General features: G+C 35.5%; 12 protein-coding genes and 1 riboswitch. Of the genes, 6 read left to right on the top strand and 6 right to left on the bottom strand.

Annotated features, from left to right (window positions below):
• Positions 1 to 9: 9 nt before the first annotated feature.
• From NSQ92_RS10220 to NSQ92_RS10205, 4 genes are all read right to left on the bottom strand, one after another.
• Positions 10 to 2,832, bottom strand: coding sequence for a 2-oxoglutarate dehydrogenase E1 component (locus tag NSQ92_RS10220; RefSeq protein ID WP_251687248.1), 2,823 nt, complete (start codon positions 2,830 to 2,832; stop codon positions 10 to 12).
• Positions 2,833 to 3,248: 416 nt separating this feature from the next.
• Complete coding sequence (locus tag NSQ92_RS10215; protein ID WP_095257327.1) at positions 3,249 to 4,640, bottom strand: HAMP domain-containing sensor histidine kinase; 1,392 nt, start codon at positions 4,638 to 4,640, stop codon at positions 3,249 to 3,251.
• A complete protein-coding gene (locus NSQ92_RS10210; RefSeq protein ID WP_061798882.1) occupies positions 4,637 to 5,320 on the bottom strand; it encodes a response regulator transcription factor in 684 nt (227 codons plus the stop codon). Before NSQ92_RS10210 ends, NSQ92_RS10215 begins: the two co-directional genes overlap by 4 nt.
• Positions 5,321 to 5,480: 160 nt before the next feature.
• Positions 5,481 to 5,603 carry a hypothetical protein gene (locus NSQ92_RS10205; protein ID WP_268874830.1) on the bottom strand — a complete coding sequence of 41 codons (123 nt, stop codon included), beginning with the start codon at positions 5,601 to 5,603 and terminating at the stop codon, positions 5,481 to 5,483.
• 367 nt (positions 5,604 to 5,970) lie between these two features.
• Between NSQ92_RS10205 and NSQ92_RS10200 the strand changes: the two genes are divergently transcribed.
• The 6 genes from NSQ92_RS10200 (at position 5,971) to NSQ92_RS10175 (ending at position 15,108) form a co-directional block, all read left to right on the top strand.
• Complete coding sequence (locus NSQ92_RS10200; protein ID WP_061798884.1) at positions 5,971 to 6,153, top strand: H-type small acid-soluble spore protein; 183 nt, start codon at positions 5,971 to 5,973, stop codon at positions 6,151 to 6,153.
• A gap of 105 nt (positions 6,154 to 6,258) precedes the next feature.
• Positions 6,259 to 6,369: riboswitch (SAM riboswitch) on the top strand.
• Between the two features lie 132 nt (positions 6,370 to 6,501).
• The gene (locus tag NSQ92_RS10195; RefSeq protein ID WP_061798886.1) at positions 6,502 to 7,623 is read left to right on the top strand and encodes a methionine biosynthesis PLP-dependent protein; all 1,122 of its coding nucleotides are present in this window, start codon (positions 6,502 to 6,504) and stop codon (positions 7,621 to 7,623) included.
• Positions 7,620 to 8,789 (top strand): cystathionine beta-lyase, encoded by a 1,170-nt coding sequence (gene metC, locus NSQ92_RS10190; protein WP_341152749.1) that lies wholly within the window; start codon positions 7,620 to 7,622, stop codon positions 8,787 to 8,789. The genes NSQ92_RS10195 and metC overlap by 4 nt, the downstream gene beginning before the upstream one ends.
• 13 nt (positions 8,790 to 8,802) lie before the next feature.
• Positions 8,803 to 10,674, top strand: a complete 1,872-nt coding sequence (locus tag NSQ92_RS10185) for a bifunctional homocysteine S-methyltransferase/methylenetetrahydrofolate reductase (RefSeq protein ID WP_047943531.1) — start codon at positions 8,803 to 8,805, stop codon at positions 10,672 to 10,674.
• On the top strand, positions 10,652 to 14,110 hold the full coding sequence (gene metH / locus NSQ92_RS10180; RefSeq protein ID WP_061798890.1) for a methionine synthase: 3,459 nt from the start codon (positions 10,652 to 10,654) through the stop codon (positions 14,108 to 14,110). The genes NSQ92_RS10185 and metH overlap by 23 nt, the downstream gene beginning before the upstream one ends.
• Positions 14,111 to 14,322: 212 nt before the next feature.
• Positions 14,323 to 15,108 carry a GNAT family N-acetyltransferase gene (locus NSQ92_RS10175; protein WP_061798892.1) on the top strand — a complete coding sequence of 262 codons (786 nt, stop codon included), beginning with the start codon at positions 14,323 to 14,325 and terminating at the stop codon, positions 15,106 to 15,108.
• Positions 15,109 to 15,339: 231 nt separating this feature from the next.
• Here NSQ92_RS10175 and NSQ92_RS10170 read toward each other — a convergent pair whose 3' ends face one another.
• Both NSQ92_RS10170 and NSQ92_RS10165 read right to left on the bottom strand, forming a co-directional pair.
• On the bottom strand, positions 15,340 to 15,903 hold the full coding sequence (locus NSQ92_RS10170) for a hypothetical protein (protein ID WP_047943528.1): 564 nt from the start codon (positions 15,901 to 15,903) through the stop codon (positions 15,340 to 15,342).
• Positions 15,904 to 16,036: 133 nt separating this feature from the next.
• Positions 16,037 to 16,744: an SGNH/GDSL hydrolase family protein gene (locus NSQ92_RS10165; RefSeq protein ID WP_061798894.1), complete on the bottom strand. Its 708-nt coding sequence runs from the start codon at positions 16,742 to 16,744 to the stop codon at positions 16,037 to 16,039.
• Positions 16,745 to 16,839: the final 95 nt, after the last annotated feature.

Genomic DNA, 16,839 nt, shown 5'->3' with positions numbered 1-16,839 from the left:
CCCCTCAATTCATTCCATAGTCAATGCTTCATTTACGATTCTTGCTTGATCTTTTCGATGAACAATTGGATCCCCTTCAGCAGGACTAGATCTTCTTCTTCTACCGACATATTGTAAGGAAATAGAATCGGAAATTAGTTTTCTAATTCTTGGCTCCATAAAGCTCCATGCTCCCATATTCTTTGGCTCCTCTTGAACCCATACTACCTCTTTTAAATTTGGGTAGCGTTGAATAATTTCAGTTAGCCTCTCTTCTGGGAAAGGGTAAATTTCTTCAACTCTTGCAAGGTGGATTGCTTCTGCATTTTCAAGCTTTTTATGTGCTTGATATAAGTCAATGGAAATTTTACCGGTAGAAAGAACTAATCGCGTAACAGCATTGTCATTTTGTCCTGTGTTATCTACTTCTAAAACAGAATGAAACGCACCTTCACTAAATTCTAGTCCGTTAGAAGCAACATCAGCATTACGCAGCAAGCTCTTTGGTGTCATAATAACTAAAGGTCGTACTTCTTCTTTATTTAGAATTGCTGCCTGTCTTCTTAAAATATGAAAGTATTGTGCAGATGATGATAAATTTGCAACCGTCCAGTTATTTTCAGCTGCTAAGATTAAGAATCGCTCCAATCTTGCACTGGAATGTTCTGGTCCCTGACCTTCATATCCATGTGGTAAAAGCATTACTAAACCAGATTTCTGTCCCCATTTAGCTCTGCCAGCTGCAATGAATTGATCAAACATTACTTGTGCTGCATTAGCAAAATCACCAAATTGCGCTTCCCATAATACAAGTGTTTCAGGAGCATGAACATTGTAACCGTACTCAAATCCTAGTACAGAACCTTCCGATAACGGACTGTTATGAACAGCAAATGACGCTTTCGCTTTAGATAAGGTATGCAAAGGTGAATACTGCTTCCCTGTTACATAGTCATGTAAAATAATATTACGATGAGCAAATGTACCACGTTCAGAATCCTGCCCTGAAAGTCTGATTGGTGTACCGTCTTCTAAAATCGTTGCAAAAGCCAATGTTTCCGCTAAAGACCAATCAATTTTCCCTTCCCCTTCTAGAGCATCATTTCTCCGCTTTAAAACTTTTCCTAATTTATCAAAAACTTGAAATTGAGAAGGATAGGAAAGTAACTCACTATTTATTTGTTTTAATTGCTCAATTGGAACAGATGTTTTAACTTTCGGCAATTGACGCTCCACCGAATTAGGTGGGTTGGTAATATCCGGATCTTCATTTTTCTTTGGTACTCTATCATGTGCTTCTTTAAGTTTTCTTGTAACCTCTTCTTTCAACGCTTGAATATCTTCTTCATTTATCACATTTTCGGCAACTAGCTTTTCACCGTACAGCTTTGTAATGGTTGGATGTTCGTGAATTAACTTGTACATTAATGGATTTGTCGTCATTGGTTCATCCATTTCATTGTGACCATATCTTCTATAACCAATTAAATCGATTAAAAAGTCCTTCTTAAACTTCTCTCTATATTCGATAGCTAGTTTTGCAGCTTTTATACAAGCTTCTGGGTCATCTGCATTCACGTGAATAATAGGAATCTCAAATCCCTTTGCAAGATCACTAGCATATCTAGTAGATCTCGAATCACTAGATTCTGTTGTAAATCCAATTGTGTTATTAGCGATAATATGAATTGTTCCACCTGTTCGATAACCCTTTAACCCTGTTAAATTTAAAGTCTCAGAAACAATTCCTTGCCCAGGAAAAGCTGCATCTCCGTGGATTAAAATAGCTAGTGATTTATTAGAATCTTCCGCTGGAAAGCCAGGTTTTGTTCTATCATCCTGTGAAGCTCTTGTAAATCCTTCTACTACTGCACCTACAAACTCCAGATGACTTGGATTGTTTGCAAGAGTGAGCCGGACATTTGAAACATTATTTGATTTAATTTGTCGATCCAAGCCTAAATGGTATTTTACATCCCCAGTCCAGCCAAAGCTAATACCGATTGATCCTTCTGATGGTACTAACTGTTTATTAGGAGCATGCTGAAATTCTGCAAATATCATTTCATAAGGCTTCTCTAATACATGGGCTAACACATTTAATCGACCTCTATGCGCCATTCCTATATTAATATTTTGAGCACCATTTAATACTGATTCAGATATAATCTTATCTATCATTGGTACCATTGTATCGAGACCTTCAATCGAAAATCTCTTTTGACCGACATATGTTCTATGTAAAAAATTTTCGAATTCTTCAACTTCTATTACCCTTTTTAAAAGCTTTCTTTTTAACTCTTTATGACAGGCGGGTTTTAAGCTTCCTGACTCTACTTTAGACTGTAGCCAGTTTTTTTCTTTAATATCATTAACATGATAGTATTCAAATGCAATGGTCTTTGTATAAATCTCTTTTAAATATTGAACCGCTTCATAGCCATTTATTATATGATTAGGAGCATCTGGACAAATTAAACGAGCTGGAATTTTTTCTAAATCTTCTTTCGTTAAATCAAAACGAGCTAAATCAAATAACTCATACTCTCTCTTATGATCCTTTAAAGGATAAATATCAGCCGCTAAATGTCCATATGCTCTTATCTTATTCACTAATGTTACTGCTGCAATAATTTTTTCAACTTGAACTTCGGACTGTAGAGATAAATGATTCGTGCTAGTTTTTGTTTGATTATCAATTGGGGGACCCCATTGATCAAAATGCCTTTTCATTTCTTCATCAACTGAATTTGGATCTTGAACGTATTTCTCATAAAGCTCCATTACGAGCCCTAAGTTCGGCCCATAAAATCTTGGTTGGTATGAGACTGTACCATCAGATGGCTTCTCCATGAAAATTTCCCTCCACCACTTTTATTATCATTTTTTATCTTCCCTTTGTTATTGCGCTTTACACTTTCTAGTGAAAAAACATTTTTTAAAACGTTTACATTTCTATTCTATCATGGTTTAATAACAGCTTCAAAAGTTTTACACATTTTTATGGTAAAAAAATTAAAAATATTTTTTATCGGCCCTATCTTCAGAAAAAAAAAACAATCTTAGTAGTAATCATATGCAGCATAAAGTTTTACATGACAAAGCAAAAAAGAGTGAAACATAGTTAACCCGAAAAAAAAGCCAGACAAACATGGTTTCCTCTGTTTGTCTGGCTTTATTAGTTGCTCATAATAGGAATAATTCGAAAGAAATTACAGGATGCTAATATTCTGCTCCCTGCCCTTCTTCCTCTTTTTCTTTGATGATAACTATATTTTAAAGCGAACAATTACTTTTGTTCCTTGACCAACCTTACTTTTAATTTCAATTGTCCCATTATATAAACTAACAATTTGCTTTGCAATGGCTAATCCAAGTCCTGTTCCACCCTGTTCTCTACTCCTAGCTTTATCCACTCGATAAAACCGGTCAAATACTTTTTCAAGATCTTCTTTAGGTATTCCAATTCCATGATCGATAATTTCAAGGATAAAATGGTTGTCTTTTTCATACGTATGCAGAAAAATATTTTTTTCATGTACAGAATATTTGACCGCATTATCAAGTAATATAGTCGTTATTTGCTGCAAATGTTGCTCAGATACCTCATAAAGATGGAGAGAGTCAAGTTTTATCTCGAATGTAAAATCGTCATGGAGCATCACAAAATCACGAATAGTATGCTCAAAAATCCACTTTACCCTCTCAGGAGTTAATTCTGCATCCATTCTATTTTGCTCTAATTTGGATAAGTCTAATAAACTGATAATTAGTTTTTTTAGACGAGCAACTTCTTCAGTTGATGTTTGCAGTGACTCTTCTAATATATCTTCATTATTCTTCCCCCATCTATTTAGCATGGAAAGATGACCCTCTAAGACAGAAACCGGGGTCCTCAATTCATGGGAAGCGTCTTCAATAAATTGTTTTTGCTGCTGAAAGGATTGTTCAATCACATCCATCATCTCATTGAAAATAAGAGATAAATCAGCAATTTCGTCCTTTTGAGGATAGACTGGCATCCTTTCCTTGAATCCACTGTTTTTTATTTTTTTCATTGTTTTTGTCATCGAATTAACTGGTCGTAATAATAAATAGGAAATAAAATAACCAATAAGGGCGCTGATAATGAGTGCAGCAATTGCAAACATTGTCATTGCAAACCATAAGTGTTCTCGTACTTTATCTAAGGATTCCAGAGAACGAATAATTTCTACTCTGCCATTAAATGCTTTTGTCTTAATTTCCTTACTATAAACTAGTGAATTCTGATCTCCAATTGAAATATAATGAAACTGTTCATCATTATATATTTGATTGGGCTCAATAATCGGGAAATCTCCATTCATATCTGCAAGGATGGCTTGTCCATTTTCATCTAAAATACGAATTAGTTGGTTATTATTATTAAGTTTTTCTAATAAAGTGACATTTGCGGCGATTTCTTCGTCTGTAGGATTCTTTTCTTGCAAACTCAATTGTTTAACAACTTGGTTCATCGCTTGTTTTACATCTGTTTCTTCCTGATTTAATAACCAAGAAGAAACAGTATGAAATTCAAAAAAGGAAAAAATAGAATAAGTTAAAAAAATACTAAAGGATAACCCAAGTGTTAATTTCCATTTCCAAGGTAAAAGAGATATTTTTTTTATCCATTTCATCTCATCACATATCCTATTCCTCTGACCGTTTCGATATATACTTCTTGTCCAGATGGATCAAGCTTATTCCTTAAATACCTAACATATACATCGATTACGTTTGTTTCTACTTCTGATTCATAACCCCAGATTTTTTCTAATAATATATCTCTTGATAAGACAATATTAATATTGGTCATGAACATATAAAGCAAATCATACTCTCGTTTGGTTAAGGACAGAATCTCATCTCCTTTTTTGGCGATATGTGATTCCACCTCCAGAGTAATATCTTTATAAGTCAACTTTGTCATAATTTGATTGGAAGTATTTGTTTGTGGCTCTACTCGGCGAAATAATGCACGTAATCTAGCAAGCAGTTCTTCAATCGCAAATGGCTTAACCAAATAATCGTCTGCGCCACTATCTAATCCAGAAACTCGATCTAAAACGCTATCCCGTGCAGTTATCATTAATATTGGGGTGTTTTTTGTTTGACGGAGTCTTCTGCATACCTCAATGCCATTTAATTCAGGCAGCATTAAATCTAATAAGATAATATCCCACTCTTCCTCTAATGCTTTATGAAGACCGCTCCTACCATCTGAGCAGACTTCTGTTTTATACCCTTCATATGTTAATTCCAACTCGATAAATCTCGATAAATTTTTTTCGTCTTCTATAATCAAAATTTTTTTCATTATACCACGCTCTCTATTTAACATAGGCAATGTTACAAGCGGCATGTTGAAATTTGATTTATTATGAAAGGAAATTTCAACAAAACTGCTTTAACTTGCCTAAATATATGATTATTTTATCATGTTAGAAGCTTGATATACAAAAAATACCCCGTAATCTTTAATTTTGCTTCGAAAACATTGAATCCATAATAGCATGTGCCATTTCTACAAATTGAAATCCGAATAATGATGCTGCTGTTAAAGAACTAAATACAATCATTGCAATGCGAAGAAATTGCATGTTTCATCTCTCCTTTGAATTAAACTTTCGCTTAAAAGTATCGAGGTCATTCCTCTATTACCCATTAATAACTATATTGAAAGCACATTTCTAGTTAATTTAATAAATTAAAAAACTTTTCTAATGTGCTAATGTGAATAAAACTTATGGTATACCTCTTTTTGTAAAAAAGCATGAAAGAAACATTAAAATTTGATGAGAAGAAAAAATAAAGAATATAATTGATGGAATTAGCCATTATAAAATTAGAAACCTTTCTAATTATTGTAAGTCCTGACAACAGATATGGTTCATTCATACGAAAGGAAGCGTTCATGTAGATAGCCATTTCCATGAACAATGGTTTGTAAGTTTAGGAGGTAGATCGATGAATATTGGGCGTGCGATTGAAATTATGAATGCTGCAGATATTGTGGATGTTAGTTATCAAGGAGAAAAGATTATTATCCAGAATGTAAATGAAAAAACAAAGAAAGCAACTATCTATACAAAAACAAATCCAGAACACGAGTTAGATGTAGATGTATACCAGCTTATTGAAGAAATATGATGATATATTACAATAGAAAGAATATAGTTTCTTTTCAGAAATAACAAAATAATTCTTGCCAATAAGCGAAATATATAGTAAATTAATAGTCAATTACATACGTAATTCTTATCAAGAGAGGTAGAGGGAATGGCCCGACGAAACCTCAGCAACCTTCAGTATCCTATATACTGAAAAGGTGCTAATTCCATCAAGCAAATGCTTGAAAGATAAGAAGAATGACCATTAGTATCCAAAGTCTTCTTCTTATAACGAAGAAGGCTTTTTTCATGTCATTTTTCTTTATCTTTTCTTGGTTTGTTTTAATTACATAAAAAATCCACAATATGAGAATAGGAGAGTTATAGAATGTATAGTTTAGAAACGAAGTTAGCGCAAATTGGTAATAGAAGTGAAACAACTACTGGGTCAGTTAATCCGCCTGTTTATTTTTCAACAGCTTATCGTCATACAGGAATTGGAGAATCAACTGGCTATGATTATACACGAACAGGAAATCCTACTCGTCAAATTTTAGAAAATGCAATTGCTGAATTAGAAGAAGGAGACCGCGGCTTTGCATGTAGTTCCGGAATGGCAGCAATTCAAACAATTCTTTCCCTTTTCCAAAGCGGAGATGAATGGATTATTTCTAAAGATTTATATGGCGGTACATACCGTCTATTAGAACAAGGGTATAAAAAATGGGGTCTTCGATGTACGTACGTTAATACCTCAGATACTGATGCTGTGCGTGCGGCGATTTCCCCAAAAACAAAAGCAATCTTCCTTGAAACTCCTACGAATCCTTTAATGGAACAGACGGATATTTCTGTGATTGCTTCCATCGCAAAAGAACACAATATTCTGCTTATTGTTGACAATACTTTTTATACTCCTATTATCCAACAGCCGATTCGTTTAGGTGCTGATATCGTTATCCACAGTGCAACAAAATATTTAGGTGGACATAATGACGTTCTCGCTGGTCTTATTGTTGCAAAGGGAGAAGAGCTTTGTAATGAGCTTGCCTTACACCATAATTCAGCTGGAGCTGTTTTAAGTCCCTTTGATTCGTGGCTATTGATGAGAGGAATGAAGACACTGGCGTTAAGAATGGAAAAACATGAAGAGAACGCGAAAATACTCTCTACTTTTCTGCAAGAACATGACGCTGTTGTAGATGTCCTCTATCCTGGTCGTGGCGGAATGATCTCGTTTAGAATCCAAAGCGAATCTTGGGTTAATCCATTTTTGCAAAACTTAACGTTAATCTCATTTGCCGAAAGTCTTGGAGGGGTGGAAAGTTTTATTACATATCCTGCCACTCAAACTCATGCAGATATTCCACTTGAAGTCAGATTAGAAACTGGTGTCGATAATCGACTATTACGTTTTTCAGTTGGTATTGAAAACGCAAATGATTTAATCAAAGATCTAGATAAAGCCTTTTCTATTGCAAAGGGAATTGCACAGGAGGTAACAATATGAGTACATCATATACATTTGAAACAAAATTACTTCATAATAAACATAAATTCGATCCAGAAACAGGAGCTGTCAGCGTGCCAATTCAGCACGCTTCCACCTTTCACCAAAAAGATATTGATGAATTCGGAAAATACGACTATAGCCGAAGCTTAAATCCAACAAGAGAAGCATTAGAAGAAGTTGTGGCAGAATTAGAAGAAGGAACACACGGCTTTGCCTTCTCTTCAGGAATGGCTGCTATTTCAACAGCATTTCTATTATTATCGCAAGGAGATCATGTCGTTATTTCGGAAGATGTTTATGGTGGAACATATCGTATGGTGACGACCGTATTAAATCGATTTGGAATCGATCATACCTTTGTAGATATGACCAATCTAGAAGAAGTTGCAGCAGCTGTATTGCCAAACACAAAAGTCTTTTATGTAGAAACTCCTTCCAATCCTTTATTAAAAGTAACCGATATTGAAGCAATTAGCTTACTTGCCAAAAAATACAATGCACTTACTTTCGTGGATAATACCTTTTTAACACCAGCCTTACAAAAACCATTAACACTAGGTGCAGATGTTGTGCTTCATAGCGCTACTAAGTTCTTATCTGGCCATAGCGATGGAATTGCTGGAGTAGCAGTAGTTAAAGATGCAGAGCTGGCAAAGCAAATTGGTTATTTACAAAATTCGTTTGGCGCAGTTCTCGGCGTACAGGATTGCTGGCTGCTCCTTAGAGGAATAAAGACATTACATGTTCGGATGAAGCATTCAAGTGAAGGTGCAAGAATGATCGCTGAGCATTTGCAAAACCACCCATTAATAAAAAAAGTGCATTATCCAGGTTTTGAAGATCATCCACAATATGCGATCCAAAGAAAACAAGCGCTAAATCCAGGAGCAGTTTTCTCCTTTGAGTTATATTCAGAAGAGGCAATGCGTACTTTTGTAGAGAATGTCAAACTTCCTGTATTCGCCGTTAGTCTTGGTGCGGTTGAATCGATTCTTTCTTATCCAGCAAAAATGTCTCATGCTGCAATGGATCCTTTAGCTAGATCTGAACGTGGAATTACAGATTCCCTTCTACGCTTATCTGTTGGATTAGAGAATCCATTAGATTTAATCAATGATTTTGATACAGCTCTAAAAAAGACCGCAGAGTTACATTATATTTAACTGGAGGATTACAATGAATTTTCTTGATAGACTAAAAAATGAAATTTTAATTGGTGATGGTGCTATGGGCACCCTCCTCTATTCTTATGGAAAAGATACTTGCTTTGAATCTTTAAATCTTTCTCACCATGAACAGATTGAACAGGTACATCAAGCATATATCCATGCCGGCGCAGATATAATTCAAACTAATACATATGCTGCCAACTATTTAAAATTACAAAGATATGGTTTAGAAGATAACGTAAAGGAAATAAATAGCGCAGCCGTGAAAATTGCCAAAAAAGCTGTGGAAAATAAAAATGTAAATATATTAGGAACGATTGGTGGAAATAGAGGCGTGAAGCCCCAAGCAATTAGTTTAGAAGAACTGAAGCGTAGTTTTCGTGAACAGCTATACTGTTTGTTATTAGAAGATGTCGACGGGATTCTTTTAGAAACATTTTATGATTTGGAAGAACTCGAAACAGTACTGCAAATTACTAAAAAAGAAACAGATATTCCAGTCATTGCCCAGCTTTCCATACACGAAATAGGGATTTTACAAAACCAAATATCCCTTGCTTCTGCTTTCGATAGATTAGAAAATTTAGGTGCTGATGTTATTGGGTTGAATTGCAGATTAGGACCACACCATATGATTGCTTCACTTGAACAAATACCATTACCTAAAAATGCCTACTTATCTGCCTATCCCAATGCTAGTTTGCCGAGTTATATTGACGGAAAATTCGAATATAAAGATAATGCAGAATATTTCCAAAAATCAGCCGAAGAATTTAGAAAGCAAGGCGTTCGTCTTTTAGGCGGCTGCTGTGGAACAACACCTGAACATATCAGAAATTTCGCAAAGGTGTTAAAGGAAGCCTCCCCTATCACAGAAAAAACAGTTGCAACTAATAAGACTGCTGTGGATGCTATATTTCATCATTCCTCTCCCCCTAGGGATTACACCCCTTTGGAGGAGATTGTAAAAACAAGAGCTTCTGTTATTGTAGAATTAGATCCTCCAAGAAAACTAGATACGACTCGATTCTTTGAAGGTGCTAAAAAACTAAAAGAAGAAGGAATTGATGCTTTAACACTTGCGGATAACAGTTTAGCATCTGCCCGTATTTCCAATACAGCAATTGGTACATTAGTAAAGCAAAACATTGGGCTTCGTCCCCTTGTTCATATTGCTTGCCGGGATCGCAATATAATTGGTTTACAGTCTCATTTAATGGGATTACATACATTAGGAATTCATGATGTCCTAGCCATTACAGGAGATCCAGCTCGTGTTGGGGATTTTCCAGGTGCTTCTTCTGTTTATGATATGACTTCCTTTGACTTAATTTCGATGATTAAGCAATTAAATGAAGGTCTCTCCTTCTCTGGCAAAAATCTCGGACAAAAAACGACATTTTCGGTTTCAGCTGCATTTAATCCAAATGTTCGTCAAGTGGAAAAAGCAGTAAAGCGGTTAGAGAAAAAAGTAGCATGCGGTGCTGATTACATTATAACCCAGCCGATTTATTCCGAACAAAAAATAATTGAACTTTATGAAGCAACAAAACACATTGATATTCCTATCTATATCGGTTTAATGCCCTTAACAAGCAGTAACAATGCGGAGTTTTTACACAACGAGGTTCCTGGCATAAAAATAGATGACTCCATACGGCGCACCATGGCACAATTTAAAGACAATCCAGAACAAGCAGCACAGGAAGGTCTCAAAATCACCAAATCTTTAATCGACACTGCAGCTAATTATTTTAACGGTATTTACTTAATAACACCCTTTTTACGTTATGAGCTTTCTGTGGAATTAGCTCGCTATACGAAATTACGAACTGCGGCACTTAGGAGGACAACTGATGCAACAAACTTCATTAGCTGAACAACTTAAACGAAAAATTATCATTATGGATGGTGCAATGGGAACAATGCTCCAGCGAGAGAACTTAACGGCAGCCGATTTTGGTGGAGAAGAATTAGAAGGATGCAATGAAAATCTTAATCTAACAAGACCAGATATTATTACGAAAATTCATGAATCTTACCTCCATGCCGGAGCAGATATTATTGAAACCAATACATTTGGTGCAACTAAAATTGTCCTGGATGAATATCATCTAGGGCATATTGCTTACCAATTAAATGTTAAAGCAGCGAAACTTGCTAGAGAAGCAGCAAACAAATATTCTACAGCTGATTGGCCAAGATTTATTGCAGGTGCAATGGGCCCAACAACGAAAACATTAAGTGTTACTGGCGGCACTACATTTGAAGAACTCATTTCTTCATACGAAGAGCAAGCATTAGGATTAATCGACGGAGGTGTTGATCTCCTCCTTCTGGAAACAAGTCAGGATATGCTGAATGTTAAAGCTGGATTTTTAGGCATTAAACAAGCATTTGCAAAAACAGGAAAAGAACTACCACTAATGATTTCTGGAACGATTGAACCAATGGGGACTACTCTTGCCGGACAGTCGATCGAAGCATTTTACATTTCTATAGAACATATGCGTCCTATTGCCATTGGCCTAAATTGTGCAACAGGTCCTGAGTTTATGCAGGATCATATTCGCTCACTTTCAAGTCTGTCTAAGTTTGCTGTTAGCTGTTATCCAAATGCTGGCTTGCCTGATGAAGAAGGAAACTACCACGAAACAGCCTCCTCTCTTGCCAATAAACTTGGTGGATTCGCAGAAGAGGGCTGGCTTAATATTGTTGGGGGCTGCTGTGGTACTACACCTGAGCATATTCGAGCAATCGCCGAAAAAATGAAAGACATCTCCCCGCGAAATGTTGCAGAAACTAATTTTCACATGGTTTCTGGAATTGAGCCCTTTATTTATGATGATCCTACATTAAGACCAATTATGGTTGGGGAACGAACGAATGTTATTGGTTCAAGGAAATTTAAAAGGCTGATAAAAGAAGGGAAATATGAAGAAGCAGCAGAAATTGCTAGAGCTCAAGTCAAAGGCGGAGCCCATGTTATCGATATTTGCTTAGCAGATCCTGATAGAGATGAATTACAAGACATGGAGCTTTTCATGGAAGAAGTTGTAAAAAAAGTCAAGGTTCCCCTTGTAATTGATTCTACTGATGAACAAGTAATTGAAAAGGCACTCTCCTACTCACAAGGAAAAGCAATCATCAATAGTATTAACCTGGAGGATGGCGAAGAAAGATTTCAAGCTATCGCTCCTCTCATCCATAAGTATGGAGCAGCTGTTGTTGTCGGAACTATTGATGAAGATGGCATGGGAGTTACTGTAGAGAAAAAACTACAAATAGCCAAGCGATCCTATGATCTGTTAACAAAAAAATATAACATTAATGGTCAAGATATAATATTTGATCCCCTTGTCTTTCCTGTAGGAACGGGAGATGAACAGTACATCGGCTCAGCATTAGCGACGGTAGAAGGAATTAAACAAATAAAGCAAGCATGCCCAGACGTCCAAACTATTCTTGGAATAAGCAATGTTTCCTTTGGTCTCCCTCCTGTCGGTCGAGAAATATTAAATAGTGTCTTTCTTTATCACTGCACACAAGCTGGCCTTGACTACGCAATCGTTAATACAGAAAAATTGGAAAGATTTGCGTCCATAAGTAAAGAAGAAATTGAATTGGCTGAAAAACTTTTATTTGAAACAACAGATGAAACGCTGGCTATTTTCACAGACTTCTATCGAGATAAGAAAAAAGAAAAGATCAATTCACTTGAAAATTTAACGTTAGATGAACGGTTAGCTTACTATGTTGTGGAAGGAACAAAAGAAGGATTAATAGCTGATTTAGCTATTGCACTTACTACATATAGTGCCCCACTAGATATTATAAATGGTCCTCTTATGGATGGAATGAAGGAAGTTGGCCGCTTATTTAATGATAATCAGCTAATTGTCGCAGAAGTGCTGCAAAGTGCAGAAGTGATGAAAACGGCCGTTTCTTTTTTAGAAGGATATATGGACAAAAATGTTTCCGCATCTACTAAAGGCAAAGTTATTTTAGCAACTGTTAAAGGAGATGTTCATGATATCGGCAAAAATCTCGTTGATATCATTCTCTCTAATAACGGCTATGAAGTCATCGATCTCGGCATCAAAGTTCCCCCAGCAGATTTAGTTGCTGCTATTAAAAAGGAACAACCAAATATTGTTGGCTTGTCTGGTTTACTTGTAAAATCGGCACAACAGATGGTACTGACAGCTGCAGATATGAAACAAGCTGGCATAGAAGTTCCTATCTTAGTAGGGGGAGCAGCATTATCAAGAAAATTTACCGACACAAAAATTTCGCGTGAATATGATGGATTAGTATTATATGCAAAAGATGCAATGAATGGCCTATCTCTTGCAAATCAGCTGACTAATAAAGACGAATTCGATTTGCTTAAACAGGAACACGAAAAGAAAAAACAATTACTTTCAGCTAGTCCAGTAAAAGAATACACAAAACCTGTTATCACAGGGATTAAAAGAAAAACTGTTAACCTAGATGCTCCCGTCTTTGTGCCGCAGGATACAAAAAGACATTTATTAACGAATTATACGACCGGTCATATTAAACCATATATTAATAAACAAATGCTCCTAGGTCACCATTTAGGAGTTAAAGGAAAAATTGATGTTTTACTAGAAAATAAAGATGATAAAGCCGTCCAATTAAATAATATGATTGAACAATTGTTAATAGAAGCTGAACAAAATAATTGGATTCTGCCAAAAGCGGTTTATCGCTTTTTCCCTGCTCAATCAGATGGCAACAAGATCTATATCTATGATCCAAAAGACAATACGAAAAAAATCGAAACCTTTGATTTTCCAAGACAAGAAAGAGAACCATTTTTATGCCTAGCGGACTATCTAAAACCAGTCGATAGTGGAGTGATGGACTATGTTGCATTTTTTGCTGTGACAGCTGGTACTGGTATACGGGAAGCAGCAGAACAGCTTAAACGAAATGGAAGATTTCTTGAATCCCATGCCCTTCAATCCCTTGCGCTAGAAACAGCTGAGGGGTTAGCAGAATTAATTCATCGACAGATTAGAGATAGATGGGGATTTCCTGACCCGGCAACTTTTACAATGAAGGATCGCTTTACAGCAAAATATCAAGGACAAAGATTTTCATTTGGATATCCAGCTTGCCCGGAATTGGAAGATCAGAAAAAATTGTTCAGCTTATTATCACCAGAAGATATTGGAATTACCTTGTCCGAAGAATGTATGATGGAGCCTGAGGCATCTGTTTCAGCAATGGTATTTGCCCATCCGGATGCACGTTACTTTAACGTCTTATCTAGCAATTCCTTATAATATTATTGTCTAGTGAAGTATTTGCTAGCTACAAAAAAATCCAATCCTGCTGTCAGCAAAGCTGGATTGGATTTTTACTTCGTCTATCTCTTTCACACTGTAAAATACATATAATAATTATCCATTTTTACCCTTTCACATCTATATATATTCTTAATATTATGATAAACTTACAATTAACTATTTTCAGAAAGCAGAAAGAAGGTCATACAATGATTCGAGAACTTACAGAACAAGATCATGCTGAGGTGATGAAATTTTTACTTCAAGACCCTTCGATGAATCTTTTTATTATTGGCGATATTGAAGCGTTTGGGTATCATTCAGAATTTCAAAGACTTTGGGGAGAATTCCAGAGCGGAGAGATAAAAGCAGTGCTTCTCAAATATTATAAAAGCTATATATTTTACTCTGTCGATAAAGATCATTTTGACGTCCAAGCTTTTGCGGCTCTAATGGAAACCAATTCAAATCCAGTAACACTATCAGGAAGAGCGGATTTAGTAGAAAAATTTGAAAACCATCCTTCTTTAAAATTAGGAAGGAAAAGAGTAACTTATTTTGCTCAATGCGGCAAAAAACGAAAAATTGAAAAAACGAAAATGATCAAACAGGCTAGTCTTAATGATATTGATCGCATTGTCGCATTGCGCAATTCTATTGATGAATTTATTACAACAGATGATTCAAGAGATATGCTCAAGAAAGCGATCGAGACTAAAACCGGGCGGACATATTTTCTTGAAAACGATAAAGGAGAAATTATATCAACTGTCTCCACTACAGCAGAAAATTCCCATTCAGCAATGATTGTCGGCGTCTGTACACATAAAGACTACAGAAATAAAGGATTGGCAAGCAAGCTAATGACGGCCCTAGTTAATGATGTATTAGATGAAAAACAGTTTGTCTGCTTATTTTACGATAATCCTGATGCTGGTAAAATTTATAAAAAAATTGGCTTTGAAGATATTGGATTATGGACTATGTATCGCTAAACACTCCCTATATTTTGCACCTAATGGCTCGTATAAAACAATCTAGAAAACAAACCATTTCTAAATATTAAACAAAATAAAGCCAACAATTATACAGAGATGCATATAATTGTTGGCTTTTTTATTCCTATTATAAATGAATGTTTGCGGCTATCCTCTTTAGATAACCGCATTTTTCAAAGGACAATAAACTGCGTTTATTTATCAATCATCCTTCCAAATCGATTTAACTTATTTAAGCAATAATTCTAAATCGGTAAAAAGAGAAATCATTTTCTGCAGCTGTCTCCATTCCTTCGATTGCATATTCACTAAATCAACCGTATAAGTCGTGGTCACAGTAACCAATCGAGCAGTACATTTAACCGTTTCAATTCCTAGCAGCTCTTCTTCCCAATCCCACATTTTTAAGCGATATAATTCCATCCTTAAAGCATCAAACTCTTCCGGCTCAATTTTATTAAAAACCGGTGGGATCACAATCGGAAACTGACTCCATTCTTGAATTAAGTAGTTGCGAAGATCGAAATCAATATGAATACTGAAAGAATGTTCTTGATTTACTTTATATTCAACAATTAATTTTGTAATTTCTTTTGCTGGATGAATCGATACTATATCATCATAAACCTCAAACAAGTCTTTTTTTCGAGAAAGTACAGACTTTATGGAGGACATAGAAATAGGTGTATCTTCCTCTCCTAAATAACTATTTAATTCATTAAAAATAGCGGAAAGGGTTGTCGGGCCTTTTTGTTGCAAAACTTCAATTATTTTTTCGTACAATGTGCTCATCTGTATTTCCTCCACTATTTAAATCTACCTATTAATGACTGCTTGTCCCATTATCTTATCGCAAATTCCAAAAATTTTCCATAGCCAGTGTATATGAAAACTAATTCCACTATTTTCTTGCAAAAAAGACAAGTTACGATAATTGTTCTTGATGACTGCCGGTTAATCGGTTCATCTCCTCAAAAATAAAATAACTCATTTTCTTGTAGCCTTCAGCATTTAAATGAATTCCATCATCACTAATGAAATCAGCAATATTCCCAGCCTTTTTAAGAGCTGAGCGAACATCTATACTTGGAAGATTTAATTGCTCGATTAATTTGTTTAAATGAAAATTATATAAACCATGCCAATGCTCTATCCCGCCACAGCAGCTAATCCAATGACTAATTGCTGTACCATATCTATCTGCAATTGATTTATAATATCTGACTGGATCCAGTGGTGGCAAAGTTAACAATATTGGCGTGATATTAGATTGCTTCATTTTTGTGACCATTTGAGCAATGTTTTCGATATATTGATTAATCGGAACAATCGGCTCATGATTACTATCAGGATCCTCGGCTACTTCTTGCCATTGAAAATTGCAATCATTCCCGCCTACGTTTAATAAAACATAATTCGGCTCCTCAGAAAGCACATCCTTTTCCAATCGCTTTAGTAATAAATCAGAATTATCATTAAATACACCCTTATTTAAGACAATTGTATCTTCTGAATTATTTAAGGCAAATAATTTTCCAAGTAAAGCGGGATAATTGTCTTTAATTATTCTTATCCTACCTTTTACAAATGAGACACCTCTTGTTAAGCTATCTCCAAAACAGATAATTTTCATTTAACATCCCTACTTTTTTCATTCTAATACTATAACTTATTATAACAGAAAAAAGGTTGTGCGAGAAAACTTCTGGTTTTTCCAAAAATAGGGTA

The sequence above is a fragment of the Niallia sp. FSL M8-0099 genome (genome assembly GCF_038006945.1).
GTDB lineage: Bacteria > Bacillota > Bacilli > Bacillales > Cytobacillaceae > Niallia > Niallia circulans.
Note: the sequence above shows the minus strand (reverse complement) of the source record. Positions and strands in the feature narration are given on the sequence as shown.